Source organism: Micromonospora sp. WMMD987, from assembly GCF_029581435.1.
In the GTDB taxonomy this organism is placed as follows: Bacteria; Actinomycetota; Actinomycetes; order Mycobacteriales; family Micromonosporaceae; genus Micromonospora; species Micromonospora rifamycinica.
Window position 1 is genome coordinate 4,865,683 of the sequence record NZ_CP120861.1, and the last position, 25,364, is coordinate 4,891,046.

The 25,364-nt window shown below is 73.2% G+C and carries 20 protein-coding genes; 10 read left to right on the forward strand and 10 right to left on the reverse strand.

What is annotated here, in order from left to right:
* Nucleotides 1-24: 24 nt before the first annotated feature.
* On the reverse strand, nt 25-1,452 hold the full coding sequence (locus O7612_RS20425) for an FGGY family carbohydrate kinase (RefSeq protein ID WP_282266603.1): 1,428 nt from the start codon (nt 1,450-1,452) through the stop codon (nt 25-27).
* Nucleotides 1,453-1,759: 307 nt separating this feature from the next.
* Between O7612_RS20425 and O7612_RS20430 the strand changes: the two genes are divergently transcribed.
* Nucleotides 1,760-3,679, forward strand: a complete 1,920-nt coding sequence (locus tag O7612_RS20430; RefSeq protein WP_282266605.1) for an anthranilate synthase family protein — start codon at nt 1,760-1,762, stop codon at nt 3,677-3,679.
* A gap of 95 nt (nt 3,680-3,774) precedes the next feature.
* On the opposite strand, the gene wrbA is transcribed toward O7612_RS20430, so the two are convergent.
* Nucleotides 3,775-4,395: an NAD(P)H:quinone oxidoreductase gene (gene wrbA, locus O7612_RS20435; RefSeq protein ID WP_067308244.1), complete on the reverse strand. Its 621-nt coding sequence runs from the start codon at nt 4,393-4,395 to the stop codon at nt 3,775-3,777.
* Nucleotides 4,396-4,782: 387 nt separating this feature from the next.
* Here wrbA and O7612_RS20440 point away from each other — a divergent pair, with 387 nt between their 5' ends.
* Entirely contained in the window at nt 4,783-5,889 is a 1,107-nt protein-coding gene (locus O7612_RS20440; protein WP_282266608.1) for a winged helix DNA-binding domain-containing protein, read from the forward strand.
* Between the two features lie 849 nt (nt 5,890-6,738).
* Here O7612_RS20440 and ugpC read toward each other — a convergent pair.
* The 5 genes from ugpC to O7612_RS20465 all read right to left on the reverse strand — a co-directional run bounded on the left by ugpC (nt 6,739) and on the right by O7612_RS20465 (nt 11,588).
* A complete protein-coding gene (ugpC, locus tag O7612_RS20445) occupies nt 6,739-7,944 on the reverse strand; it encodes a sn-glycerol-3-phosphate ABC transporter ATP-binding protein UgpC (RefSeq protein ID WP_282266610.1) in 1,206 nt (401 codons plus the stop codon).
* A gap of 9 nt (nt 7,945-7,953) precedes the next feature.
* The gene (locus O7612_RS20450) at nt 7,954-8,787 is read right to left on the reverse strand and encodes a carbohydrate ABC transporter permease (protein WP_282266612.1); all 834 of its coding nucleotides are present in this window, start codon (nt 8,785-8,787) and stop codon (nt 7,954-7,956) included.
* A gap of 1 nt (nt 8,788) precedes the next feature.
* Complete coding sequence (locus O7612_RS20455; protein ID WP_348774242.1) at nt 8,789-9,730, reverse strand: sugar ABC transporter permease; 942 nt, start codon at nt 9,728-9,730, stop codon at nt 8,789-8,791.
* Nucleotides 9,727-11,016, reverse strand: coding sequence for an ABC transporter substrate-binding protein (locus tag O7612_RS20460; protein ID WP_282266615.1), 1,290 nt, complete (start codon nt 11,014-11,016; stop codon nt 9,727-9,729). Before O7612_RS20460 ends, O7612_RS20455 begins: the two co-directional genes overlap by 4 nt.
* A gap of 320 nt (nt 11,017-11,336) precedes the next feature.
* Nucleotides 11,337-11,588 carry a flavin reductase gene (locus O7612_RS20465; protein ID WP_282266617.1) on the reverse strand — a complete coding sequence of 84 codons (252 nt, stop codon included), beginning with the start codon at nt 11,586-11,588 and terminating at the stop codon, nt 11,337-11,339.
* 254 nt (nt 11,589-11,842) lie between these two features.
* Here O7612_RS20465 and O7612_RS20470 point away from each other — a divergent pair, with 254 nt between their 5' ends.
* The 5 genes from O7612_RS20470 to O7612_RS20490 all read left to right on the forward strand — a co-directional run bounded on the left by O7612_RS20470 (nt 11,843) and on the right by O7612_RS20490 (nt 14,769).
* The gene (locus tag O7612_RS20470) at nt 11,843-12,640 is read left to right on the forward strand and encodes a helix-turn-helix transcriptional regulator (protein WP_282266619.1); all 798 of its coding nucleotides are present in this window, start codon (nt 11,843-11,845) and stop codon (nt 12,638-12,640) included.
* Nucleotides 12,637-12,819 carry a DUF397 domain-containing protein gene (locus O7612_RS20475; RefSeq protein WP_282273971.1) on the forward strand — a complete coding sequence of 61 codons (183 nt, stop codon included), beginning with the start codon at nt 12,637-12,639 and terminating at the stop codon, nt 12,817-12,819. Before O7612_RS20470 ends, O7612_RS20475 begins: the two co-directional genes overlap by 4 nt.
* 281 nt (nt 12,820-13,100) lie before the next feature.
* Entirely contained in the window at nt 13,101-13,679 is a 579-nt protein-coding gene (locus O7612_RS20480; RefSeq protein WP_282266621.1) for a DsbA family protein, read from the forward strand.
* A gap of 335 nt (nt 13,680-14,014) precedes the next feature.
* On the forward strand, nt 14,015-14,446 hold the full coding sequence (locus O7612_RS20485; protein WP_282273972.1) for a hypothetical protein: 432 nt from the start codon (nt 14,015-14,017) through the stop codon (nt 14,444-14,446).
* A gap of 47 nt (nt 14,447-14,493) precedes the next feature.
* A complete protein-coding gene (locus O7612_RS20490) occupies nt 14,494-14,769 on the forward strand; it encodes a hypothetical protein (RefSeq protein WP_067308270.1) in 276 nt (91 codons plus the stop codon).
* Between the two features lie 5 nt (nt 14,770-14,774).
* On the opposite strand, the gene O7612_RS20495 is transcribed toward O7612_RS20490, so the two are convergent.
* From O7612_RS20495 to O7612_RS20505, 3 genes are all read right to left on the reverse strand, one after another.
* The gene (locus O7612_RS20495) at nt 14,775-15,476 is read right to left on the reverse strand and encodes a L,D-transpeptidase family protein (protein WP_282266624.1); all 702 of its coding nucleotides are present in this window, start codon (nt 15,474-15,476) and stop codon (nt 14,775-14,777) included.
* Between the two features lie 494 nt (nt 15,477-15,970).
* Nucleotides 15,971-16,669 (reverse strand): HAD family hydrolase, encoded by a 699-nt coding sequence (locus O7612_RS20500; protein ID WP_282266626.1) that lies wholly within the window; start codon nt 16,667-16,669, stop codon nt 15,971-15,973.
* Nucleotides 16,670-16,721: 52 nt separating this feature from the next.
* Nucleotides 16,722-19,460 (reverse strand): glucosidase, encoded by a 2,739-nt coding sequence (locus O7612_RS20505; RefSeq protein ID WP_282266628.1) that lies wholly within the window; start codon nt 19,458-19,460, stop codon nt 16,722-16,724.
* 45 nt (nt 19,461-19,505) lie between these two features.
* Here O7612_RS20505 and O7612_RS20510 point away from each other — a divergent pair, with 45 nt between their 5' ends.
* The 3 genes from O7612_RS20510 (at nt 19,506) to O7612_RS20520 (ending at nt 25,318) form a co-directional block, all read left to right on the forward strand.
* A complete protein-coding gene (locus O7612_RS20510) occupies nt 19,506-21,446 on the forward strand; it encodes an amylo-alpha-1,6-glucosidase (protein ID WP_282266630.1) in 1,941 nt (646 codons plus the stop codon).
* A 142-nt stretch (nt 21,447-21,588) separates the two neighbouring features.
* A complete protein-coding gene (locus O7612_RS20515; RefSeq protein WP_282266632.1) occupies nt 21,589-22,920 on the forward strand; it encodes a glycosyltransferase family 4 protein in 1,332 nt (443 codons plus the stop codon).
* Nucleotides 22,921-22,984: 64 nt separating this feature from the next.
* Nucleotides 22,985-25,318 (forward strand): serine/threonine protein kinase, encoded by a 2,334-nt coding sequence (locus O7612_RS20520; RefSeq protein WP_282266634.1) that lies wholly within the window; start codon nt 22,985-22,987, stop codon nt 25,316-25,318.
* Nucleotides 25,319-25,364 lie beyond the last annotated feature (46 nt).

Here is a 25,364-nt window from a genome sequence, read left to right on the forward strand (position 1 = left end):
ATCCAACCAGGCCCCGGAGCTGTGTCAACGGGTCGACGGGGCATCCGACCAGGCGGACGTGCCGTTCCCGACGGCCGAGGTCGGCGAGGGGTCCTCCTCCGTACGGCCGGTGCCGCCGAGCCGCTGCGCGTCGGGTACCCGGCCCAGCGCGACCAACGCGGCGCCGGTGGCCCCGATCTCCCGCTCGGCCCGGTGCCGGACCCGGCGCGGCGCGAGGGCGGCGGCGAACGCGGTGCGCCACCACGCGGAGGCGGTCACCGCTCCCCCGCCCAGCACCACCTCGACCGGGGCGTCGACACCGGACTCCAGCACGGCCAGGTCGTCGGCGACCATCCGGCACAGTCCGGCCATCAGGCCGGCGAGGATGTCCACCCCACCGGTGGAGAAGCTGAGCCCCCGCAGCTCGCCGGAGCCGGCCGGGGCCGATCCGGGCGGCCGGTCCCCGCCCAGCCGGGGGTTCGCCCCGAGCACCCCGTCCGGGGCCACCCGGTCCAGGGCCGCGTCCAGCTCGGACCCCTCGGGCAACCGCAGCGTCCGGTTCGCCCAGGCGAACAGGTTCCCTCCGGACGAGTACGCCGCGCCGGTCACCACGTACTCGTGGTCCACCCGGTAGCGCCACAGCGCATCGGGCAGCGGCGGCAGCGCCGTTCCGGCGGGAACCCGCTGGACCAGCCGTACCGCGGCCGACGTGCCGACGGTGACCGCCGCCCGGCGGGGGTCCACGCACCCGGAGCCGACATTGGAGGCGGCCCCGTCGCCGACCGGGGCGGTCCAGTCCGCCCCGGCGAGCTGCGGCCACCGTCGGGCGAATCCGCTGCGCAGCCGGCCGCGCCAGTCCATCGGGGCCAGTTCGGGCAGCTCACCCGGCCGGACGCCGGCCAACGCGACCGCCTCGGCGTCCCAGGCCAACCGGCGTAGGTCGAGCAGGCCGGTGCCGGAGGCCATCGACACCGACATGGGCGCGCTGTCGAGCAGCTGGCCGAGGACGTACTCGACCAGGCCGGCGAACCGGGCCACCCCGGCCGTCCGGTCCCGCAGCCAGGGCAGCCGCACCGACCAGTAGCAGCGGTGCCACCACGCCCCGGTACGACCGTGGAAGTCCGCCGGATCGGCCGGGCCGCCCACCCCGGCCGGTGCGGCGGGGCGGGTGTCCAACCAGGTCAGTACCGGGCCGAGCGGGTCGCCGGCCCGGTCCAGCGGCACCACCGAGTGCCACTGCGCGCAGGTCGCCACCAACCGGACGTCGCGCAGGTGACCGGCGGCGGCCAACTCGTCCAGGCACTCGGTCAGACCGGCGAGGTAACCGGCGGCGTCCAGGGTGCCCGTCCCGTCCTCGGCCACGGTCAGGTGCACCTTGCGGCGGGCCAACGCTCCCGGCAGCGGGTCGGCGTCGGCGTCGAGCACGAGTCCGCGTACCGAGGAGGTGCCCAGGTCGAGAGCGAGAATGTTCATCGCCGGTCACGGTACCCGCCGGTCGGCCCGCCGACGCCCCGATCGGCCACCGGCGTCGCCCGGTCCCGCCGGCGGGTCGACGGCACCGCCCGGGTCGGCGTGGGAAGCCTCTTCCCCGCCGCCCGCGCGCCGCCTAGGGTGTGGCTATGCCCGCGCACCCGACCTGCTGGTGGCCCGCCGACCCGGCGGCCATCCCCCGCGCGTAGCTGACACCCACGCGGCCGCCCCACGAGGCGGCCGACGGTTCTCTCCCCGGCACCCGGGGCCGCCCGACGGACGAGGCGGCCCAGCCCCGGAGGAGAACCCGATGAATCCCCTGCACGACCTGCTCGCCGCCGTCGCCGACGGCCTCGACCCCGGCCCGTTCGCCCTGGTCCGCCGGCACGGCATGGACCACGTGGACCTGTACACCGGCCCGGTGGACGTGGCCGACCGGCTCGCCGACCTGCCGCTGCCCGGCGGTGGCCCCGGCCCCCGGACCCTGGCACTGGTGCCGTACCGGCAGATCGCGGAACGGGGCTTCGCGTGCGTGGACGACGGTGTCCCGATGGAGTACCTGACCGTCACCGGGCACACCGAGCTGCCGCTGGCCGACCTGCTCGTCGCCCTGCCGGCCGGGCCGGTGGTCACCGACGACGCGGCCTTCGACGTCGACGACGACGAGTACGCCCGGATCGTCGAGCGGGTGCTGGCCGGGGAGATCGGGCGGGGTGAGGGGGCCAACTTCGTCATCCACCGCACCCTGCACGCCACCGTGCGGGGTGTCCCGTTGGCCGCCGCGCTGGCGGCGCTGGGCCGCCTGCTGCGCGACGAGCGGGGCGCGTACTGGACGTTCCTGGTGCACACCGGCACCCGGATCCTGGTCGGCGCGACCCCGGAACGGCACGTCAGCGTCGACGACGGGCTGGTCATGATGAACCCGATCAGCGGCACGTTCCGACACACCGGGACGACCGCCGACCGGGACGGGCTGCTGCGGTTCCTGCACGACCCGAAGGAGGTCGAGGAGCTGTACATGGTCCTCGACGAGGAGCTGAAGATGATGGCCGGGGTCGCCGAGAACGGCGGGCAGGTGGTCGGGCCGTACCTCAAGGAGATGGCGCACCTGGCGCACACCGAGTACCTGCTGGCCGGTCGGGGCACGCGCGACGTCCGGGAGGTGCTGCGGGAGACCATGTTCGCCCCGACGGTGACCGGCAGCCCGATGCAGAACGCCTGCCGGGTGATCGCCCGGCACGAACGCACCGGGCGGCGCTACTACTCCGGGGTGCTGGCGCTGCTGGGCCGTGACGCCGAGGGCCGGCAGACGTTGGACGCGCCGATCCTGATCCGCACCGCCGAGATCTCCCCCACCGGGCGGCTGCGGGTGCCCGTCGGGGCGACCCTGGTGCGGCACTCCACCGCCGCCGGTGAGGTCGCCGAGACGCACGCCAAGGCCGCCGGGGTGCTCGCCGCGCTGGGGCTGGGTCCGCGGGCGACGGCCGCCGGCCCGTACCCGCCGGTGCGGTGGGCCGACGATCCCGAGGTACGGGCGGTGCTCGCCGCCCGCAACGCCCCGCTGGCCCGGTTCTGGCTGGACCAGCGTGCCCCCGGCGCGGCGGCGCTGCCCGGGGCGCTCGGCCGACGGGCGCTGGTGGTCGACGGGGAGGACACCTTCACCGGCATGCTGGCCCACCAGTTGCGCGCCCTGGGCCTGGCGGTGGACGTCCGTCCGTGGCACGTCGGCGGCGACGACGACGGGTACGACCTGGTGGTGGTCGGTCCGGGGCCGGGCGACCCGGGTGCCCTCGACGATCCGAAGATGGCCGCGCTGCGCGGCGTGCTGGCCGGTCGGCTCGACGCGGGCCGACCCACCCTGGCGGTGTGTCTGGGGCACCAACTGCTCAGCGGGTTGCTCGGGTTGGCGCTGCACCGCCGCGCCGCGCCCTACCAGGGACTGCAACGGCAGGTGTCGCTGTTCGGGGTGCCGCGCCGGGTGGGCTTCTACTCGACGTTCACCGCCCGGTCGGCCACCGACCGGGTCGGTTCGCCGTACGGGCCGGTGGAGCTGGCCCGGGATCCGGCCGACGGGTCGGTACACGCGCTGCGCGGGGGGACCTTCGCCGGGGTGCAGTTCCACCCGGAGTCGGTGCTCAGCCGGGACGGCATGGCGGTCCTGGCGGAGCTGCTGGGGCAACTGCTGGCCCGGCCGGCGCTGACGGCGCACGGTGACGTCGAGCACGGCTGACCCGGCGGTACCCGGTGTGCCGGGCGGGGAGCAGGCCTCCGCCCGGCACACCGGTCACCCGGCCGACCCGACCCGGCGGGGCCGGGTGCACGGCTTCAGCCGGCGGCGAGGCCGCGCTTGACGCCGGCACCGATGCGGACCGCCCGCTTGGCGGTCAGCGCGGTGGCGGCGAGGGCCACGTGGTCCGGGGCGATCTCCCCGTTGTTGCTGGTGTGCGACGCGCCGTACGGGTTGCCGGCGACGAACTGGCTCGGGTCGGTGTAGCCGGGGGTGACCACCACGCCGCCCCAGTGGTAGAAGATCGTGAACAGCGACAGCAGGGTCGACTCCTGCCCGCCGTGCGAGGTGGCGGTGGAGGTGAAGGCGCTGTAGACCTTGTCCGCCAGGGCGCCGTTGGCCCAGAGCGGGCCGGTGGTGTCGATGAACTGCTTGAGCTGGGCGGCGATCATGCCGTACCGGGTGGGTGAACCGAAGATCACCACGTCGGCCCAGGCCAGGTCGTCGATCTCGGCCTCCATCACGTCCTGGGTCTCCAGCCGGTGCGCCTGCCAGCCGGCGTTGGAGCGGATCGCCTCGTCCGGTGCCAGCTCGCGCACCTTGCGCAGCCGCACCTCGGCTCCCGCCTCACCGGCTGCCTCACAGGCCGCCTGCGCCATCTGGTAGGTGATACCGGTGGCGCTGTAGTAGATGACCGCTACCTTGACCTGGCCGTCCATCGTCTGTGTCCTCCTCGGTTCGGGTCAGCTCCGGCGACTACCCGGTGGTTGCCGGATCAAACACCGCGCCCCGGTATGATCCGGACAACTCCCGGACGTCGAACGGCCCTTTCCCGGAAAAGTTCCCGCAGGCAGCTCAAGATTTCCGCAAGTTCCATCCGTGAACGCTCCCGTCCGACGACCGGCACGGAATCCTGACGGGTACGGCTGCCGTGGGCGGGGGCGGACCCCGGCGGCCAGGGGGGCCTGCACGGGGGATCGCGCTCCGCCGGTTACGGCAACCGGCGTAGCGCGATCGGGGCCCGACCCCGCTTCCGCCCTCGACGAGCGCTGTCGGGGGTCTTCCCATCCTGGCCGCTGTCGGAGGGTCTTCCTATCCTGGCCGGCATGGTGGAACTGACCGGGGCCGAGGCGCTGACCCTGCGGATGACCTCGCTGGGCATGCGGGAGCATCCGGGTGGCCGCCCGGCGGACGTCGCCGGGGTGGTGGAGTGGTTCGGGGCGATGCAGGCCCAGGACGCGGCGAGTGGTCTGTGGTCGCTGGGGCTGCGGCTGCCCGGCCACACCGAGGCCGACGTGCGGGCCGCGTTGGAGCGACGCGAGGCGCTGCGGACCTGGCCGATGCGCGGTACCGTGCACCTGGTGCCCGGCCGGGACGCCCGCTGGATGCTGGAGCTGACCGGCGTACGGGCGCTGGCCGGGGCGCCGGCCCGCCGGGCCACGCTCGGGCTGACGGAGGCCGAGGCCGACCGGGCCGCCGACGTGCTCGGCGCGGCGCTGGCCGGCGGCGGTCGGCTGACCCGCGCGCAGTGCCTGGACACCCTCACCGCCGCCGGGGTCGACGTCCGCGGCCAACGCGGCTACCACCTGCTCTGGTATGCCAGCCAGCGGGGCGTCACCTGCATCGCCCCACACGTGGGCACCGAGCAGACCTTCGCGCTGCTCGACGAGTGGATCCCCGACCCGCACCGGCCCGAGCGGGACGAGGCGCTGGGCATCCTGGCCCGGCGGTACTTCCGCAGCCACGGGCCGACGACCCGACGCGACTTCACCGGGTGGACGGGCCTGAACGCCGCCGACACGAAACGGGCCGTCGCGGTCGCCACCGACGCCGGGACGTTGACCGCCGTCCGGGTCGACGGGGTGGAGTCGTACCTCGATCCGGCGCTGCTGGACGCCCCCCGGCTGGCGGTGGACGACGTGCACGTGCTGCCCGGCTTCGACGAGTACCTGCTCGGCTTCAAGGACCGCGCCCTGATGGTCGAGCCGGCGCACCTGAAGGCGGTGATTCCCGGTGGCAACGGCGTCTTCCAGTCCACCGTGGTACGCGGCGGCCGGGTGGTGGGCACCTGGAAGCGCCGCCTCGCCCGGACCAGGGTCACCGTGACGATGCAGCCGCTGGTCCCGCTGGACGGGCCGACCCGGCAGCGGGTCGAGGCGGCGCTGGAGGGTTACGCCCGCTTCCTCGGCCTGCCGCTGCACCTCACCTGGTAGGGCCCGCCACCTCCCGCCGGCCACCGATGCCGGACTGCCGACGCTGCCGGGCTGCCGACGCTGCCGGGCTGCCGACGCTGCCGGGCTGCCGACGCTGCCGGGCTGCCGACGCCGCTCGCCTGCCGACGCTGCCGGACTGCCGATGCTGCCGGGCTGCCGCGTCGCCGGTCTCCCGGTCCCGACCTCCGACCAGCCTGCCGCCGGACGGTGTCGTGCCCGCATCCGTCTGCACGTGATCCCGAGGCGAGTGACGGTGACCGCACGCCGTCACCCTGCGCCACCAACGAGTCTGTTACCGAGAGTAACCGCAGGTCATCCACCGTCGCCAGGGCCAGCGCTCCACCAGGACAAGCAAAACCTCCCCTGAGCTGCGCTTACGTCGCAACCCTCCGCCGACCTCCACCAACCTCTCACGGAAGCTTTGCTCTGCTGCCCTAGATGCGACGGCTACTCATCGTGGCTGTCGCCTACGGGGCAGCAGAGCAAAGCCTCCGGAGGTGATGGGGTTCGCCCGGTGTCAGGTCACTGTCCGTGTCGATCGGCACGGGTGGGTAAGCGGGCGGAGGGAAGGGCGGACGAGACCGGAGGGGTGGGCGGGCCAGGCGGCACGGGCGGGCCAGGCGGCATGGGCGGGCCAGGCGGCATGGGCGGGCCAGGCGACATGGGCGGGCCAGGCGACACGGGCGGGCCAGGCGGCACGGGCGGAACGCCGGACACCTGAGGGGCACCGGGCGAGGTACCGAGGCCGCAGGCGGCGCGGGACGGCAGAGCAGGGTTCGGGGGATCGGTGGGCGCACGCCGCTGGTGCCGGGTGGGCGTGCGGCCACCGATCCGGGGTGAGGGGGTGGGTCAGTCGCCGAGCGCGCCGGCCGACCGGCCCTCGTGCAGGGTCAGGTTCCGGCCGGTCGCCGGGTCGAACAGGTGGATCTTCTCCAGGTTGAACCAGACCCGGCGGTCCTCCCCCTCCCGTACCGGGGACTCGGCCGACAGCCGGGTCACCAGGTTGCCCCCACCGCCGCTGAAGTCGGCACCGGCGTCGGCGGCCAGTTCCTCCAACTCGGCGGCGCTGGCCCGCTCTCCCTCGACGGTGAAGTAGACGTACTTGTCGGAACCCATCGACTCGACGATCTCGGCGGGCGCGGTGAACTCCATGCCCCGGGCCCGGGTCTCGTCGTCGATCAGTTCGGCGTCCTCGAAGTGCTCGGGCCGGATGCCGAGGATCAGCTCCCGGGGCGCGTCGGCCCCCTCCAGCTCACGGCGGATCCGGTCGCCGATCGTGACGTCACCGAGGGCAGTACGCAGCTTCCCGTCCGCCACGGCGGCGTGCAGGAAGTTCATCGACGGCGAGCCGATGAACCCGGCGACGAACAGGTTGCGCGGGTGGTCGTACAGCTCCTGGGGCGGGCCGACCTGCTGGATCGCGCCGCCCCGCATGATCACCACGCGGTCGCCGAGGGTCATCGCCTCGGTCTGGTCGTGGGTCACGTAGACGGTGGTGGTGCCGAGCTTCTTCTGCAACCGGGACACCACCGTGCGCATCTGCACCCGCAGTTTGGCGTCCAGGTTGGACAGCGGCTCGTCCATCAGGAACGCCTTGGGCTGCCGGACGATCGCCCGACCCATCGCCACCCGCTGGCGCTGCCCACCGGAGAGGTTCGCCGGCTTACGGTCGAGCAGCGAGGTCAGCTCCAGCACCTTCGCCGCCTCGTCCACCTTCTGGTCGATGGTCGCCTTGTCCAGCTTGGCCAGCCGCAGCGGGAAGGCCATGTTCTCCCGCACCGTCATGTTCGGGTAGAGCGCGTAGGACTGGAACACCATCGCGATGTCCCGGTCGCGGGGGGCCTTGTCGTTGACCCGTTGCCCGCCGATGCGCAGTTCACCGGAGCTGATGTCCTCCAGCCCGGCGATCATGTTGAGGGTGGTGGACTTCCCGCAGCCGGACGGGCCGACCAGGATGACGAACTCGCCGTCGGCGATCTCCAGGTCGACGTCCCGGACCGCGACGGTGCCGTCGGGGAAGCTCTTGCTCACCTTGTCCAGCACGATGTCAGCCATTGTTGTCACCTATCCCTTGACGGCGCCGGAGGTCAGGCCGGAGACGATGCGGCGCTGGAAGAAGAGCACGAACAGGATGATCGGAATGGTGATCACCACGGCGGCGGCGCAGATCGCCCCGGTGGGGTCCTCGAACTGCGACTCGCCGGTGAAGAACGACAGCGCCACCGGCACCGTCCGGGCCCGCTCGGTCGAGGTGAGCGTGATGGCGAACAGGAAGTCGTTCCAGCAGAAGATGAAGACCAGGATCGCCGTGGTGAACAGGCCCGGGGCGGCCAGCGGGGCGATCACCCGGCGGAACGCCTGCCCCTGGGTCGCGCCGTCCATCTTCGCCGCCTTCTCCAGGTCCCACGGGATCTGCTTGAAGAACGCCGACAGCGTGTAGATCGCCAGCGGCAGGGCGAAGGTGATGTACGGCAGGATCAGCCCCGGCCAGGTGTCGAAGAGGCCGAGTTGCCGCTCGATCTCGAACAGCGGCGACACCAGCGACACCTGCGGGAACATCGCGATCAGCAGGGACACCCCGACCAGCAGGCGCTTGCCGGGGAAGTCCAGCCGGCTGATCGCGTACGCGGCCATCGCGCCGAGCACCACCGCGATGAACGTGGCGATCAGGGCGATGCCGATCGAGTTGACCAGGGCCCGGACGAACTGGTCGGTGTCGAAGATGCTCCGGTAGTTGTCCAGCGTCCACTCCCGCGGCCAGAACCTGCCGTCGGTGAGGGTGGCCGGGGTCTTGAACGACAGGGAGGCGATCCAGAGCACGGGGACCAAGGCGAAGACGACGACGATGACGTCGATCAGGCCCCAGCGCAGCTTCGCCCGGGTGGTGGTGTCGGCCATGTCAGCGCCTCTCCCCGTCGTCGCTGCCCGGGGCAGCGGTGCCGAACAGCTTCACGAAGACGAACGCGATGATCGCCACCGTGATGAAGATCAGCACGGACATCGTGGAGCCGATGCCGAGGTTGAGCCCCCGGATCAGGTTGTTGTAGGCGAGCATCGACACCGACGAGGTCTCGTTGCCGCCGTTGGTGAGCACGAAGATGTTGTCGAACACCCGGAACGCGTCCAGGGTGCGGAACAGCAGCGCGACGAGGATGGCCGGCTTCATCACCGGCAGCATCACCTTGGTGAACCGCTGCCAGGCCGTCGCCCCGTCGGTGGAGGCCGCCTTGAGCAGGTCCTCCGGCACCAGGGCCAGCCCGGCCATCAGCAGCAGGGCCATGAACGGGGTGGTCTTCCAGATCTCCGCCAGCATGATGATCGCCAGCGAACTGGCCCGCTCGGTCAGCGGGGCGCTGCCGTCGAAGAGGTTGGCCAGGTAGCCGGTGCCGGGCGTCCAGGCGTACCGCCAGGAGAACGCGGCGACGACCGTGACGATGCCATAGGGAATGAGCGCCGCGGTCCGCACGATGCCCCGGCCGACCAGGGTGCGGTGCATGACCAGGGCCAGCCCCATGCCGAGCACCAGCTCCACCGCGACGGTGACCACCGTGATCAGCATGGTCACCCCGAACGCGGTCCACCAGAACTCGTTGCTGAGCACGGTGACGTAGTTCTCCAGCCCGATGAATTCGCGCTGGTCGGGGAAGCGCAGGTCGAAGCGCTGCAGCGACAGCCAGACCGAATAGATGATCGGGTACGCGGTGACCAGCACCATGACCAGCGCGGCCGGGGCGCAGAGCAGCCAGCCCAGCTTCCGTTCGGCCTTCTTGTTCTCGCTCAACGGGGCTCTGCCCCGTCGGCGGCCGGACGGCGGCGCGGGAGCGGTGTCGGAGCGGCTCACGGCAGGACCCCCTTGGACTGGAGCGCGTCGGAGATCGCCTCGCGCAGCTCCTTGGCCGTCTGTTCCGGCCGGATCGCCGACGGCGGCGACAGGATCGCCGACATCACCGTGGAGATGCTCTGGTACGCGGGGGTCAGCGGCCGGACCGCCGGGTCCTTCAGCTCCTCCAGGATGGTCTCCTTCATCGGGTACGCCTCGTCCATCTCCGGGTCGTCGTAGACCGACTCGATGGTCGGGGGCACCCCGTCGTTGACCGCGGAGAACTTCTGGTTCTTGGCGTCCCGGATGCACTTCGCCGCCTCGAAGGACTCCGTCGGGTGCCTGGAGTAGGCGCTGACCGCCATGTTGATCCCGCCGATGGTGACCTTGCTGGGGGTGTTCGCGTCTACGCCGGGTACCCGGGCCCAGGTGACCTTCTTGGCCAGCTCCGGGTCGGCCTCCTGCAACGCCGGGTAGACGAACGGCCAGTTGACCTGGAACGCGCCCTTGCCGGACTGGAAGTCGAGCCGGACCGGATCCTCGGTGGAGTTGCTGAACGACGGCGACGTCACGCCCGACGTGGCGAACCGCTGGAGCTGGTCGAGGGCCTTGACGGCGCCGTCGTCCAGCACGGCCTTCTTGCCGTCGTCACTGAGGATCTTGCCGCCGGCGCTCTCGGCCAGGGTGTTGTAGAGCACCACCAGGCCCTCGTACTGCGCGCCCATGGTGAGCACCTGGTACGGCTTGCCCTGCCCCTTGAGGTCCTTGGCCGTGTTGATCATGTCGTCCCAGGTCTTCGGGGCCTGCGGGACCAGGTCGCTGCGGTACCAGAGCAGCTGCACGTTGGTGTTCTTCGGCGCTCCGTAGAGCTTGTCCTCGTAGCGGGCGGTGTCCAGCGGGCCCGCCAGGGTGCCCTGCTCGACCTCACTCTTGTCCTGGCCGGTCCACTCGCGGATCCACTTCGCGCTGGCGAACTCCTGGGTCCAGGTGACGTCCAGGCCGAGCACGTCCATCCCGCTGTCCTCGGCGGCCAGCCGGCGGACCAGTTGCACCCGCTGGTCGTCGGCCTGCCGGGGCAGCACCCGGTAGGCGATCCTGTAACGTCCCTCGGCCCGGGTGTTGCAGTCGTCGACCACCTTCTGCAGGTTCTGCTCCGGTGGGTAGTACAGGTTGATCGTCGGTGTGCCTCCGCCACCGTCGTCGGCGCCGCACGCGGCCAGCGGCGCGACCAGCGCCAACGCGGCTGCCGCCGCCCCGGCCCGGAGCGCCGGCCGACGCCGGTGTCGGGCCGTTCCGGGGTCCGTCATCACCCTCCCCCTCTCTTCGGCGAAAACCGGGGAAGTGACCCGCGCCCCGGCCCGTGGCCGGGCCTCTGACGTGCGGAAACGCGCCTGCCCAGCCGTTCCGTGCGCCTAGACTGCCCGGCCCGCCACGCCGCGAAACCTGCCGGCAACCCGGGTCCGGGCCGGTACCCGGGCTCCGGCCGCCGCGTGGGCTCCCGACGCCCCCGATGGTGGCTCCTCGGGCCGGATGCCCGGTTTCAGCCCCGCCCCCGCGCCCAGGGCAGCCGGCCTCAGCCCCACGCCCAGGACAGCCGGCCTCAGCCCCACGCCCAGGACAGCCGGCCTCAGCCCCGCGCCCGCGCCCAGGACAGGAAGCGTTCGGTCATCCGGGCCGGTGGGTGCCCCGGGTGCAGTTGGCCGAGCTGGCGGGTCGCCTCGGTCATCAGGACGCCGAGGTAGACGAGCAGCCCGGTGCGGTCCTGCCGGAACTCGGTGAGCAGGGCGAGCTTGGCCGGTTGGCAGGGCCACTCCCGGCCACAGTTGCGGCACCGCCACAGCGGGCGCATCGCGACGTGCGGGACGGGCGGTCGGACCACCGTCGCCACCTCCTCGGGTCGATCCCCGTCGATCCGGTCCTGGAAGGGGCCGCTCCCGCACGGGGGATCGGGAGCGGCCCCGCAGCAGGACCCGCTACCGCCCTCCCTGGCTGCCAGCGGGTCCGCCATGGTGACAGTCTGGTGATCGACCCATTACCGTGGATACACGCTCACCGCATCTGCGCAGCTCAGCACCGCGGGTGAGCAATCACGACAGACCCGCCGATCCACGGTGGGCAGAGGTTGGGGGTGTGATGGGGACAGCTACCGACTACGTGCTGGAGGAGTTACGTCTGTTCCGGACGGGGCTCGGGCTCAGCCAGGAGGATTTCGGCAAGGGCATCGGCTATTCGGGGTCGCACGTCAGCTCGGTGGAGACCGGCGGTCGGGCGCCCACCAGGGAGTTCATGCGGGCGGTCGACGGCTGCCACGAGACCGGCGGGCGCTTCCAACGGATGCTGGAGAGGCTGGGCCGGCTCGACGCCGAGCCGGCCTGGCTGCGGGAGTGGATCGAGTTCGAGCGGGAGGCGACCACCCTGCGCTGGTTCGAGATGACGTACGTGCCGGGCCTGTTGCAGACCGAGCGGTACGCCCGCGCGACGCTGGCCGGCGGCCGGTTCGCCGCGGAGGACGTCGACCGGATCGTGGCGTCCCGGCTCGAACGGCAGGCGATCCTCCGGCGGGAACGCCCGCCGCAGCTCATCTGCGTGATCGACGAGGCGGTGCTCCGTCGGCCGGTGCTCGACCAGCCGGGGCTGATGATCGAGCAGTGCGAGCACCTGGCCCGGTTGACCGCCGAGGAGCACGTCCAGGTGCACGTCGTGCCGACCGACGCCGGCATGTACCTGGGGCTGGCCGGGCAGTTCATCATCGCCGAGATGCCCGACGGCGAGCGGGTGGCGCACGCGGACAACCAGCTCACCGCGCAGATCGTCGATGCGCCGACCGACGTTGCTAGTCTGGCCAGGACGTGGGAGATCGTGCGGAACGAGGCGCTCCCCCGCCGGCAGTCAATCGAGCTGATCGAGGAAGTGGCGAAGTCATGGACATGATGACCCCGCAGTGGCGGAAGTCGACCAGGTCCGGCGGCAACGGCGGATCGTGCGTCGAGGTCGCCGACAACCTGCCCGACCGGGTGCTGGTGCGCGACACCAAGGACCGCGAGGGCGGCACCCTCCACTTCGACCGGACGGCCTGGACGGCGTTCGTCTGCTACGCCAAGCAACACTGACCCGGCTCACCCGACCAGGCTCACCCGCCACGCCGGGGAGCCTGGTCGGCCCCGGCCTCCGGCCACCGCCCCGGGCACTGAGCCGGGCCGAGCCGCACCCCGGGGGCCGAGCCGCACCCCGAGGCCGAGCCGCACCCCGGATCGGGGCCGCACCCCGGATCGGATCGGATCGAACTTGAGCCGCGCGAGGCCGGGTCGGGTCGGGGTGCGCGGCGGGGCCGGACGGGGGTCCGCGGCGGGGCCGGACGGGGTGCGCGGCGGGGCCGACGTAGGCTCGGCCGATGGATGCCACCTTCTTCTTCGATCCCGCCTGCCCGTGGACCTGGCGCGCGTCGCGTTGGCTGGTCACGGTGGCCGAGGCTCGTGACCTGACCATCGAGTGGCGGGCGTTCAGCCTGAGCATTCTCAACGCCGGACGGATCCCGCCGCAGTTCGCCGAGCCGATGGCCGCCTCCGCCCGGGCGCTGCGGCTGGTCGAGGCGCTGCGCGCCGACGGGCGCGGTGCGGACACCGGCCGGTTCTACACCGAGCTGGGCGTCAACACCCACGACGCCGGCACCCCGCTCTCGGCCGACCTGGTCGACGCGGCCGTCAAGGCGGCCGGTGTCCAGGACGCGGCACCCGCCCTGGAGGACGCCCGCTGGGACGCGGCGGTACGCGAGTCGCACGACCTCGCGTACTCCTCGGCCGGACCGGACATCGGTGCGCCGGTGCTGATGGTGCCGGACGCCGAGCGCGGCATCCACGGACCCATCCTGACCGAGGTGCCCGCGCGCGACGACGCCCTCACCATCTGGGACTCGTTGCTGCCGCTGCTTCGGATGCCGGCCTTCCACGAGGTCAAGCGCGGTCGCCGCTGATCCCGCCCGCCCGCGACACGCCCCGCCACGCCCGACGTCGCGCCGCCCGCACCGGCGGCGGCGGTCACGTCAGCGTTCGCGTCCCGTCGCGCGGGTGAGCGGCGTCGGCGTCCGCGCGTCCCGTCGGCCGGTCACGACTGGCCGGTCGGCGGGCTACCCCGGGGGTGCCGCGTGCACTAGCGTTGACGCACTCACTCCACAGCCAGCGCGTCGCCGTCGTAGTCGATACGCCTCCGGCCGACATCAGCCTGCCCGATCGGTGGGTTCTCCCGCGAACTCCCCCGGCGCGGCCACCGGGTTGGGCAGGATCATCCTCAACGAGGAGGTGCTCCGTGGTGCAGGAGACCCGCGCTCTCGCCCTGACGTTCGAGGTGAGCGGCCTGCCACCGGTGAAAACCGAAGCGCTGTCCATCTTCGCCGCCGGCCATCGGCAGGCGACGAGGGTCCGCGCCCTGCTCGAAGCGGCCTGCACCGCGGCCCAGCAGACCGGCTGGACACCGTTGGCCGGGCCGATCGAGGTCGACCTGACCCTGCGGTGCCCACCCGGGCACCGCACGTCCGACGCCAGCACCCTGCTCGGTGGGGTGTGCGCGGTGCTCCAGGACAAGAAGCGGGTGGCGAACATCGGGCTGGCCCACCTCGGGGTCCTGGTCGACGTCGCCCTCTACGCCGACGACCGGCAGATCCGCCGGCTGTCGTACCGGGAGGAGCCGGCGGAGGACTTCTCGTACCAGGTCCGGGTGGCCGCCGCGCCAGCCGTGGTTTGACCGACGCCCGCGGTGGGGTACCGCGGACGCCGACGAAGGGAGCGCCGATGTCGGAGCCACATGTCACGCTCGACCCGAGAGGGCTCGACCCGGTGCAGCAGAAGCTGCGCGGCCCATTGGAGGACCAGCTCACCTCGGCTCTCCAGGCCGCCACCGACCGGGTCCGGGCCAGCTACGCGGGCGAACCGGTCGAGCAGGTCTGTCAGCGGCTGCTCGAGGAGACCCGGTCCGGGCTGCACCCCGACATCGCCGCCGGGTTCCAGCCCGACATGGACGAGTTCTGCCGGGTGGCGGTGGCGATCGTCCGCAACGAGGTGTCCTGAGCGGCTCAGTACCGGCCGAGGTTCTGCGCCGGGCAGATCACGATGCGCGGCGCGTGCTTCGGGTCCAGCCAGCGCAGCACGGCCACCAGGTCGGCGTGCGCCAGGCTGACACAGCCGGCGGTCGGGCCACCGGCGGCGGTGCTGAACTCGTGCAGGAAGATGCCGCTGCCGGCGTTCGGCACCGGCTTCGGCACGTTCGGCGGCATGTTGTAGGTGATCACCGCGAAGTGGGTGTACGCGGGCACCTCCCGCCACAGCGCCTCGCTGTAGCCGCCCGGGTTGGTGGCGCTGTGCTGGAAGGTGTTGTAGGCCGCCGAGTTCGGGTTCTCGTTCCACCAGTCGTCGGTGACCACCCGGTGGTAGGGGAACCGTACGCCGGGATTGGCGGCGATGCCGTACATGGTGGGGCCGAACGAGTAGACCCCGGTGGGGGTGGTCGCCACCCCCTCGGTGTGGTGGTCGCTGAACCCCTTCGCCCCCAGCCGCGCGGCCAGCGGGGCCGACACCGGCACCCAGTGGCCGCCGGCCCGGTGGAACGTCTCCAGGGTGGCGTGCGTGGTGGCGTAACCGCTGCCGGTGACGATGACGACCTGGCGGGTCGCGGTGGGCAGGGTGGTCAGTCGCGCAGCGCGGTTCGGCGGCGGGACCAGCCGACCACGGCCCGTCGTGGACGCCGTGCCGCCGCCCGGGGCGGTTGTCGTCTCCATCGCTGACATGATCGCATCACCGCCGGCATCCGGGATGCCCCACCGACCACCTGACGCCCGGAGTCGGGCGTCCGGACGATCGCCGGCGGCGGGTCAGGGCCGGGTCCGCAACTCCCCGACCCCGACCGCCGGCTGTCCGGCCCGGCAGCGGTGTACGCCGCTGCGGACCCCACGGGCGGGGCAGGCCGCCGCGTCGGGTCCGACACGCGGACCCAGGCCGCCTGCACTCAGCTCCACGGTGCCCCCCGGTGCCGGACTTCGGCGCGTTCCCGACCACCCCGACAGGGTCGTCAACGCCGGGCAAGGTTAGGCAGCCCCCGGGTCGCCGGGCAAGCGGCCCGACCCCGCCCGGAAGGTGATTCACACCGGGGCGGAAATGCGGCATCCCGGCGTGACACGCGCCGCCGGACGGACGCTGTTCCGCGTCGGTGCGGCCCGTCGCCACGGCCCGTCGAACCGGCCTGTCGGAGGCGGCCCGTCGGAGCGACGGTCGGCTAGAAGTGGGCGAGCAGATCCGGGAAGGCGGCCAGCCGGATCACTCCGGTGTCGGCCGGGTCGAGGTCGTCGTCCTCCAGGATCCAGGTGTTCTCGTTGGGGATGAACACCGCCCGCATCCCGGCCGCCCGCGCCGGCAGGATGTCCGACTTCGGAGAGTTGCCGATCATCCAGGCGTCGGCCGGGGTGAAGCCGTGTTCCCGGGCCAGCCACCGGTAGGTCCCGGTGTCCTTCTCCGCCACCACGTGCGCGGCGGCGAAGTGGTGCAGCAGACCGCAGGCGTCCAGCTTGCGCTGCTGCTCCTCCCGGTCCCCCTTGGTCAGCAGCAGCAGGTCGTACCGGGTGGCCAGGGCGGCCAACGTGTCGGCGACCCCGGGCATCAGCTCGACCTGGTGGTTGACCAGCGCGGTGGCCAACCTGTCGATCTCCCGCCGCTCCTGCTCGGTGACCGGCCGCTCGCGCAGCCGGGCCAGGCACTCGCCGAGGCTGCGCAGGAAGACCTTGCTGCCGTAGCCGTGGGCCACCGCGTTGGCCCGCTCGATGTCGTCGAGCACGGTACGGATCTGCACCCGGTCGAGCGTCGGATGGTCGAGCCAGTCCAGGAAATCGTCGATTACCCGCTCGAACAGGACGTTGTTCTCCCAGAGCGTGTCGTCGGCGTCGAAGACCAGCGTCGTTCCGGCCCTATCCGCACTCATCCCGATCCCCTCTCGGACGGTCCGCCCCCGACCGGCGGCGACCCCGGACACGTTAGCGGCCCGACCCGCCCGGCACCTCCGGGTTATCCCGGCGCAGGGTCAGGATGAGGTCGGCGACCAGGGCGGTCCAGCCGGTCTGGTGCCAGGCCCCGAGGCCCGCGCCGTTGTCGCCGTGGAAGTACTCGGGGAAGGCGATCAGGTCCCGCCAGTCGGGATGCGTCTGGAAGAGCTGGCACGCGCCGTAGATCGGCCGACGCCCCCACCCGTCCCGGGTGAACAGGGAGATCAACCGGACGGAGAGGTCGTCGGCGATCTGGTCCAGGGTGCACTTGCGCCCGGACCGGGTCGGGTACTCCACCTGCAGGTCGTCGCCGAAGAACGCCGCGTAGTCGCGCAGCGCGCTGACCAGCAGGAAATTCGTCGGCATCCAGATCGGACCGCGCCAGTTGGAGTTGCCGCCGAACAACCCGCTGGTCGACTCGGCCGGCTCGTAGCCGACGCAGAACTCCTGCCCGCCCAGGTCGACCGCGAACGGCTTGTCCAGGTGCGCCCGGCTGAGCGTCCGCAGGCCGTAGTCGGAGAGGAACTCGTCGGGGTCGAGCATCCGGGCCAGCAGCCGGACCACCTGCTCCGGGCCGACCATCGACAGCAGCCGCTGCTGCCGGCCGTCCGGGCCGAGCCGGCGGGCACCGATCACGTCGGCGTACTCGGGACGCTGGGTGAGGAACCAGCGCAGCCGGGCCCCCAGCTCGGGCAGGCGTTGCAGGGTGCGGGCGCTCAGCCGGGTGGTCGCCGCCAGCGGTAGCAGCCCCACCACCGAGCGCACCTTCAGTGGCACCTGACTGCCGTCGGCGAGCCGCAGCACGTCGTAGAAGAACGCGTCCTCGGCGTCCCACAGCCCCTGCGAGTAGCCGGCCGCGGCGATGTAGGCGAAGTGCTCGAAGAACTTCGTCGCGGTGTCCACGTACGCCCGGTCGTGCTCGGCCAGCACGATCGCCATGTCCAGCAGGTTGAGGGCGTACATCGCCATCCAGCCGGTGCCGTCGGACTGCTCCAGCACCCCGGCCACCGGCAGCGCCGCCGAACGGTCGAACGGTCCGACGTTGTCCAGCCCGAGGAAGCCGCCCTCGAACAGGTTGTTGCCGCCGGTGTCCTTGCGGTTGACCCACCAGGTGAAGTTGAGCAGCAGCTTGTGCATCACCCGGGCCAGGAACTCGTGGTCGCGCCCGCCGTCGATCTCGAACACCTTCAGCGCCGCCCAGGCGTGCACCGGCGGGTTCACGTCGCCGAACGCCCACTCGTACGCCGGGATCTGGCCGTTGGGGTGCAGGTACCACTCGCGGAGCAGGAGCAGCACCTGCTCCTTGGCGAAGCCCGGGTCGACCCGGGCGATGGTGACGCAGTGGAAGGCCAGGTCCCAGGCGGCGTACCAGGGATACTCCCACGGGTCGGGCATGGAGATCACGTCGAAGCTGGTCATGTGCCACCAGGCGCTGTTGCGCCCGTGCCGGCGGCCGGCCGGCGGCGTCGAGCCCGGGTCGCCCTCCAGCCACCGTTTGACGTCGAAGTGGTAGAACTGCTTGCCCCACATCAGCCCGGCGATCGCCTGCCGGGCGACCAGCGCCTCGTCGGCGCTGGCCGCCGCCGGGATCACCCCGGCGAAGAAGCGGTTCGCCTCGGCCCGCCGCGCCCACACCACCGCGTCGAAGCCGGCCCCCAGCTCCGCCGGGGGCGGCACGGCGGCCCCGGGCGGCGGCGCGGTGCGGGTCAGCCGCAGCCGGATCTGCCGCTGCCCGCCGGCCGGCACGTCGAGCACGTAGTGCAGGGCGCCCTTGGTCCCCTCCCGGTCCGGGTTGACGGTGGCCGCGCCGGCCACCACGTGGTCGTTGATCCCGTCCTTCGGGTACGGCGAACGACCGGGCAGCCCCCACAGCCGTTCGGCGTTGGTGTCGTTGTCGCAGAGCAGCGGGACCGGCCCGCCGTCGCCCTCCAGCAGGATCTGCCCGAGCACCCAGTGCTCGCCGACCAGCCGGCCGCCCTCGCCGGTCAGCCGGGGCACCCGGTCCGCGCCGGGCGGACCCCAGGCCCAGGTGTTGCGGAACCACAGCGTGGGCAGCACGTGCAGGGTGGCCGCCTCGTCGGCCCGGTTGGCGACGGTGACCAGGATGCACAGGTCGGTCGGGGACGCCTTGGCGTAGTCGACGGTGACCGCCCAGTACCGGTCGTCGTCGAAGATGCCGGTGTCGACCAGCTCGTACTCGGTCTCGTCCCGGCCGCGCAGGGCGTTGACGGCGACCAGTTCGTCGTACGGGAAGGCGGCCTGCGGATAGTGGTAGCGCCAGCGCATCCAGGAGTGGGTGGGCGTGCTGTCGAGGTACCACCAGTATTCCTTGGCGTCCTCACCGTGGTTGCCGCCGTCGCCGCCGAGGCCGAACATCCTCTCCTTGAGGATCGGGTCCACCCCGTTCCACAGCGCCAGCGCGAAACAGAACGTCTGCCGGTCGTCGCAGACGCCCGCCATGCCGTCCTCGTTCCACCGGTAGGCTCGGGACCGCGCGTGGTCATGGGGGAAGTAGTCCCATGCCGTGCCGTGCTCGCTGTAGTCCTCCCGTACCGTCCCCCACGCCCGTTCGGACAGATAGGGACCCCATGCGCGCCAGTCCTGCTCCCCGGCATCGGCCTGGGCGAGCCGGAGCCGCTCGGCATCGGGGGACGGGGCGTCGGAGGGCGATCGGTCGGTGCGCACCTGCACATTTTCGACGCCGCCGGGGTACTTGACCACAGCGGCCATTGTCGTCGTGGCGTGTTACACCTCGCCGCCACAGGAGGAAAGAAGTTGATCGAGTTCGGATTCGGCCCGGGGGTCTGCGGCGAACTGGCCGGCGGAGCGACCCGGGAATGGCTGGTCACCGACGGTCTCGGCGGGTACGCCATGGGCACCGTGAGCGGGCTGCGGACCCGCCGCTACCACGGTCTGCTGGTGGTGGCCGGGGAGACCCCGGCGGCCCGTCGGGTGGGGCTGGTCAGCCTGGACCCGGCGGTGGTCCTGCCGTCCGGGGCCCGGGTCCGGCTCGGCGCGCACGAGTGGACCTCGGGCGTGGTCGACCCGCGCGGCTTCGAGTACCTGGAGCGCTTCGACCTGGTCGACGGGCTGCCCCGCTGGCGGTGGCGGATCGGTGACGTGGTGATCGAGCGGGAGCTGGCCATGACGTACGGTCGGCCCGCCGTCGCGGTGGTGCACCGGCTGGTGGCCGGCGGCCCGGTCCGGCTGGACCTCTCGGCCGCCTGCACCTGGCGCGACGCGCACGGCGAGCGGCGGGCCGACGGGCCGACGCCCCGGGTGGAACCCGCCGACGGCGGCGCGGTGATCGAGGGCGCGTACCGCCTGACCGGCCCGGACTGGACGCCGGAGGGTCAGTGGTGGCTCGGCGTGCACCACCGCGAGGAGGCCGAGCGCGGGCTGCACCCCGAGGAGGATCTCTGGTACGCCGGGCGGTTCTCCGGCGCGCTGGACCGCCCCGGGGACACCATGTCGGTGCTGGCCTGGGCCGGTGACCTGGCCGAGGAGCCGCCCCCGGCGACGCGGGTGGTGGCGGCGGCCCGGCAGCGGCACCGGGCGGTGGTGGCGGCGGCGAAGCCGGCCGACGCGGTGGAGGCGACCCTGACGCTGGCCGCCGAAGCGTTCGTGGTGCGTACCCCCGCCGGGCCGGACGTGGTGGCCGGTTACCCCTGGTTCGGGGCCTGGTCGCGGGACACGATGACCTCCTACGAGGGGTTGTTCCTCTGCACCGGCCGGGCCGACGAGGGGCGGGAGCTGCTGCGGTCGTACGCGGCGACGCTGTCGGAGGGGATGCTGGCCAACACCGCCGACACCGGGAGGGTGGAGTACAACACGGTCGACGCGACGCTGTGGTTCCTGCACGCGGTGAGCCGGCACGTCACCGTGACCGGCGAGACCGACCTGGGTGACGAGCTGCTGCCGGCGCTGCACGGGGTGGTCCGGGCGCACCTGGACGGCACCCGGTACGGCATCGCCGTCGACCCGGCCGACGGGCTGATCACCCAGGGTGGCACCCCCGGCACCGCGCTGACCTGGATGGACGCCCGGGTGTACGGGGTGCCGGTGACCCCCCGGGTCGGCAAGCCGGTCGAGGTCAACGCGTTGTGGATCAACGGGTTGGCCGGGTTGGCCGAGCTGACCGAACTGGCCGGGCAGGACCCGGACGAGCTGTGGCGGCTGCACGACCGGGCGCGGGAGGCGTTCGGCAAGCGGTTCCCCACCCCGGCGGGCTGGCTGCACGACGTGGTCGACGCGCCCGCCCCGGCGTACCCGCTGGGTGGGGCCGCGCACCACGACGACGACCTGCTGCGACCCAACCAACTGCTCGCCTGGTCGCTGCCGTACGCCCCGCTGGAGCCGGACCCGGTGGCGCTGCGTCGGGTGGCGGCCGGGCTGTTCACCCCGCTGGGTCCGCGCAGCCTCGCCCCCGACTCGCCCGAGTTCGCCCCCCGGCACCGGGGCGGCCCGGCCGACCGGGACGGCGCCTACCACCAGGGGACGGTCTGGCCGTGGCTGGTCGGTCCGTTCGTCGAGGCGTACCGCCGGGCCGGGTTGCCCACCGACGACCTGCTGGCCGGGCTCGTCGGCCATCTCGGCGAGTACGGCCTGGGATCGGTGAGCGAGACCGCCGACGGCAGCGCGCCGCACGCCGCCACCGGCTGCCCGTTCCAGGCGTGGTCGGTGGCCGAGCTGCTGCGGGTCCGGCGGGCTCGATAGGCAGCCGTTACACACCGGCAACGGTGGCGTCTCCGCTGGTTATCCCCGACTGGGCAGGATGGGCACCGACCCCGGGCCACAGCGAAGACACCCCTCTGGTGTCCCACCGGCGCGTGCCCGGGACACACCCGAAGGGGGCCGCATGTCACCTGACGCCGACGTGATCGACATCCACCCCGGCCGGCACCAGCGGGTGCTGATGCTCTCCTGGGAGTACCCGCCGGTGCTCGTCGGCGGCCTCGGCCGGCACGTGCACGCCCTGGCCACCGCCCTGGCCGCCGCCGGGCACGAGGTCACCGTGGTCACCCGGCACGCCGAGGGTGCGCCGCTGGAGGAGTACGCCGAGGGGGTCCGGGTCCTGCGCGCCCCCGAGGACCCGGTGACCTTTCCGCTGGCCACCGGGTCGCTGCTGGCCTGGACGATGGCGTTCAACCACACCCTGACCCGGACCGCCCTGCGGGCCGCCGACACCGCCGACTACGACGTGGTCCACGCCCACGACTGGCTGGTCGGGCACACCGCCGTGACCCTGGCCGAGCACCTCGACCTGCCCCTGGTCACCACCATCCACGCCACCGAGGCCGGTCGGCACCAGGGCTGGCTGCCCGGGGAGCTGAACCGCACCATCCACGGCGTCGAACACTGGATCAGCAACGCCTCGACCCGGGTGATCGCCTGCTCCGGCTACATGCGCGAGCAGGTGGGCCGGTTGTTCGACGTGCCCGCCGGCCGGGTCGACGTGGTACCCAACGGGGTCGACGACCGGGCCTGGCGGGCCCGGCCGCGCGCGGTCGCCTCGGCCCGCGCCCGGTTCGCCGGGGACGGCCCGCTGATCGGTTACGCCGGGCGGCTGGTCTACGAGAAGGGCGTGCAACACCTGGTGGACGCCGTGCCGCACCTGCGGCAGCGGCACCCGGGGCTGCGGGTGGTGATCGCCGGCGACGGCCCGTACAAGGACGAGCTGGTCGACCGGGTGCACCGGCTGCACGTCGCCGACAGCGTCCGGTTCGCCGGCTTCCTGGACGCCGGGCAGCTCCCGGCGATGCTCGCCGCCACCGACGCGACCGTCGTGCCGAGCCTCTACGAGCCGTTCGGCATGATCGCCCTGGAGGCGGCGGCGGCCGGTGCCCCGCTGGCCGTGGCGAGCACCGGCGGGCTGGCCGAGATCGTCGAACCGGGCGTCACCGGGGTCACCTTCCCGCACAGCGACCCGGGCGCGCTGGCCGGTGCGGTCGACCGGCTCGTCGGCGACGAGGTCTTCGCCCGCCGGGTGGCCCGTCGGGCACGCACCATGGTCGGCGAGCGCTACGGCTGGGCGGCCATCGCCGCACGTACCGTGAGCAGCTACGCCACCGCCCGCCGCGAGCACGGCGGCTTCCAGGCCCGGCGGGCGGCGACGCTGCTGGCCGGTGGTCGCCCACGGATCGCCATCCCGGAGGGCAACCTGCTGGCGCTCGACGGCGCGGCCTGCTGACCGGATCGAGACCTGACAACCGATAGGTCCGTCCCGATCCATTGGCTACGGTGTACCTCGGCCGATGGTGAGGAGAACGGTGCAGCAGGTAGTGATCGCCGGCCGGTACCGCCTGTTGAAGATGGTGGGCCGGGGTGGCATGGGCCGGGTCTGGCTGGCCCGCGACGAGGTGTTGCACCGCGAGGTGGCGATCAAGGAGGTCGTCCCGCCCGCCTGGCTGGCCGACGACGAACGCGACGAGCTGCGGCTGCGGACGCTGCGTGAGGCGCGTACCGCCGCCCGGCTCAACCACCCCAATGTGGTCCGGGTCTACGACGTGGTCCAGATCGAGGAGCGGCCGTGGATCGTGATGGAGTACGTCCTGTCCCAGTCGTTGCAGACGGTGCTGGACACCACCGGCCCGGTCGACCCGGTACGCGCCGCCGACATCGGGATGGCGCTGCTGGCCGCGTTGCGCGCCGCGCACTCCGCCGGGGTGCTGCACCGGGACGTGAAGCCGCAGAACGTCCTGGTCGCCGACGACGGCCGGGTGATGCTCACCGACTTCGGGCTGGCCACCTTCGACGGCGGTGACGGGCTGATGACCCGTCCCGGCATGGTGCTCGGTTCACCGCAGTTCGTCGCCCCGGAACGCGCCGCCGAGGGCGTGTCCAGCGTGGAGGCGGACCTGTGGTCGCTCGGGGCCACCCTGCACGCCGCCGTGGAGGGCCGGTCCCCGTACGCCCGGAGCACCGCGATGGCCACCCTGGCCGCCCTGGCCACCTCGCCACCGGACCCGGCTCCGCACGCCGGGCCGCTGCGCCCGGTGCTGGACGGGCTGCTGCTGCGCGACCCCCGCCAGCGGATCGGCCACGACGAGACGGCGCGTCGGCTGGAGATGGTGACCCGGCCGGTGCCCAGCGTGGAACCGCCCACGGTGGTGATGCCGGTGGCCCGTCCGGCCAGCCCGCCGCCGCACTGGCCGGGTAGGGACGGCGAGACGGCCGGTCGTCCGGCGGCCCCGTCACCGCAGGGCCGGGCGGAGAGCGACACCGAACGCGATTGGGGACCGCCCGGCCGCCGGGTTCCCCCCGACGCCGCCGGCCGACCCGCCCCGGCCCCGACCCGTGCCACCGCCCCGGCTCCGACGTCACCCGGTGCCGCCTCCACCGCTGCGGCGTCGTCGGGTACCACCTCCCCCGCCCCGGCGTCGTCCGGTGCCACCGGCCCGGAGCGGGTCGGCCGGGCCGGGGTGGTCGGCACACCACCGGGCGGCCTTCCGACGGTCCCCACCGGCTCCGGCGGGGCGACGCTGAGCGGCTCCGGCGGCTCCGGCGGCCCGACGCTGAGCGGCTCCGGCGGGCCGACGCCGGGCGGCTCCGGCACCGGCGGGGCGACGCCCGGCAGCTCCTCCGGCACCGGCGGCCCGGCAGCGGGCGGCCCCGGCACCGGCGACTCCGGTGCGGGTGCCGACGACCCGGCCGGCTACCGCCCGGGACTGGTCGATCCGCAGGGCCGCGGGCCCGGGGTGGGCAGCCCGGCGGACCCGGGGTCGGGCGGCCAGCGGGCGTCCGGCCCGGGGCGGGCCGGCACGGGCGCGGGTTCCCGACGGGCGACCGGGACGGGCGGGATGGCGGCGATGACCGCCCGGCTGGCCGGGGGAGCCCGGGGCTGGCTGCTGGCCGGGGTGACGCTGGCGGTGGGGGCGACGGTCGGGATCGGCACCACCATCGCGATCAGCGACGACGACCACCGGGCCGCACCGCCCGCCACCGACGTGCCGACCACCGGCAAACCCTCGACCCGCCCCTACGGCCCGCCCGGTCCCGGTACCGGTACGGGCCGACCGGGGACACCGCCGCCCGGCGGACCGGGCGTCGCCCCACCGCCCCTGCCCTGCCTGCGCCCCGAACCGGTCGGCACGAAGGTCACCGGTCGACCGGCGACCGTGGACGACGGGTTCCGTCCCCCGCCCGGGTGGACCTGGCACGACGGAGCCGGTTACCGGATCGCCGTACCGGTCGGTTGGCTGCGTACCCAGGAGGGCACGGTGGACTGCTTCCGTGACCCGGGCAGCCGTCGGACGCTCAGCGTGGAGCCGTTGGTCGGTGGCGGTGGTTCGGCGCTGGACCGGTTGCGGGCCGAGGAGCGCACCCAGCTCGGCTTCGGTGCCCTACCCGGGTACGACAAGATCAAGCTGGTGGCCTCCGGCGGCGACGGCGCCCAGTGGGAATGCCGCTGGGACACCCCGTTCGGCGGCCGGGAGCACGCCGTCCGGCTGATAGTCGGCGGCGACCTGGCCGGATACATGTTGAGCTGGTCCGCGGCGGACGAGGACTGGAACGCCTCCACCGACGAGCTGGGGGTGGCCCGGGAGAGCTTCCGGGGCCGGTCCACCGAGATCACCTCGCCCACCTGACGCCACCCCCCGACGACGTCCCGGCCGGGGAACCCGCACCGTCCGC

Bases quoted from the DNA above. Each gene is read 5' to 3' on its own strand.
- O7612_RS20425 (WP_282266603.1), bottom strand. From the start codon at position 1,452: ATGAACATTCTCGCTCTCGACCTGGGCACCTCCTCGGTACGCGGACTC.
- O7612_RS20430 (WP_282266605.1), top strand. From the start codon at position 1,760: ATGAATCCCCTGCACGACCTGCTCGCCGCCGTCGCCGACGGCCTCGAC.
- wrbA (WP_067308244.1), bottom strand. From the start codon at position 4,395: ATGGACGGCCAGGTCAAGGTAGCGGTCATCTACTACAGCGCCACCGGT.
- O7612_RS20440 (WP_282266608.1), top strand. From the start codon at position 4,783: ATGGTGGAACTGACCGGGGCCGAGGCGCTGACCCTGCGGATGACCTCG.
- ugpC (WP_282266610.1), bottom strand. From the start codon at position 7,944: ATGGCTGACATCGTGCTGGACAAGGTGAGCAAGAGCTTCCCCGACGGC.
- O7612_RS20450 (WP_282266612.1), bottom strand. From the start codon at position 8,787: ATGGCCGACACCACCACCCGGGCGAAGCTGCGCTGGGGCCTGATCGAC.
- O7612_RS20460 (WP_282266615.1), bottom strand. From the start codon at position 11,016: ATGACGGACCCCGGAACGGCCCGACACCGGCGTCGGCCGGCGCTCCGG.
- O7612_RS20470 (WP_282266619.1), top strand. From the start codon at position 11,843: ATGGGGACAGCTACCGACTACGTGCTGGAGGAGTTACGTCTGTTCCGG.
- O7612_RS20475 (WP_282273971.1), top strand. From the start codon at position 12,637: ATGATGACCCCGCAGTGGCGGAAGTCGACCAGGTCCGGCGGCAACGGC.
- O7612_RS20480 (WP_282266621.1), top strand. From the start codon at position 13,101: ATGGATGCCACCTTCTTCTTCGATCCCGCCTGCCCGTGGACCTGGCGC.
- O7612_RS20490 (WP_067308270.1), top strand. From the start codon at position 14,494: ATGTCGGAGCCACATGTCACGCTCGACCCGAGAGGGCTCGACCCGGTG.
- O7612_RS20495 (WP_282266624.1), bottom strand. From the start codon at position 15,476: ATGGAGACGACAACCGCCCCGGGCGGCGGCACGGCGTCCACGACGGGC.
- O7612_RS20500 (WP_282266626.1), bottom strand. From the start codon at position 16,669: ATGAGTGCGGATAGGGCCGGAACGACGCTGGTCTTCGACGCCGACGAC.
- O7612_RS20505 (WP_282266628.1), bottom strand. From the start codon at position 19,460: ATGGCCGCTGTGGTCAAGTACCCCGGCGGCGTCGAAAATGTGCAGGTG.
- O7612_RS20515 (WP_282266632.1), top strand. From the start codon at position 21,589: ATGTCACCTGACGCCGACGTGATCGACATCCACCCCGGCCGGCACCAG.
- O7612_RS20520 (WP_282266634.1), top strand. From the start codon at position 22,985: ATGGTGAGGAGAACGGTGCAGCAGGTAGTGATCGCCGGCCGGTACCGC.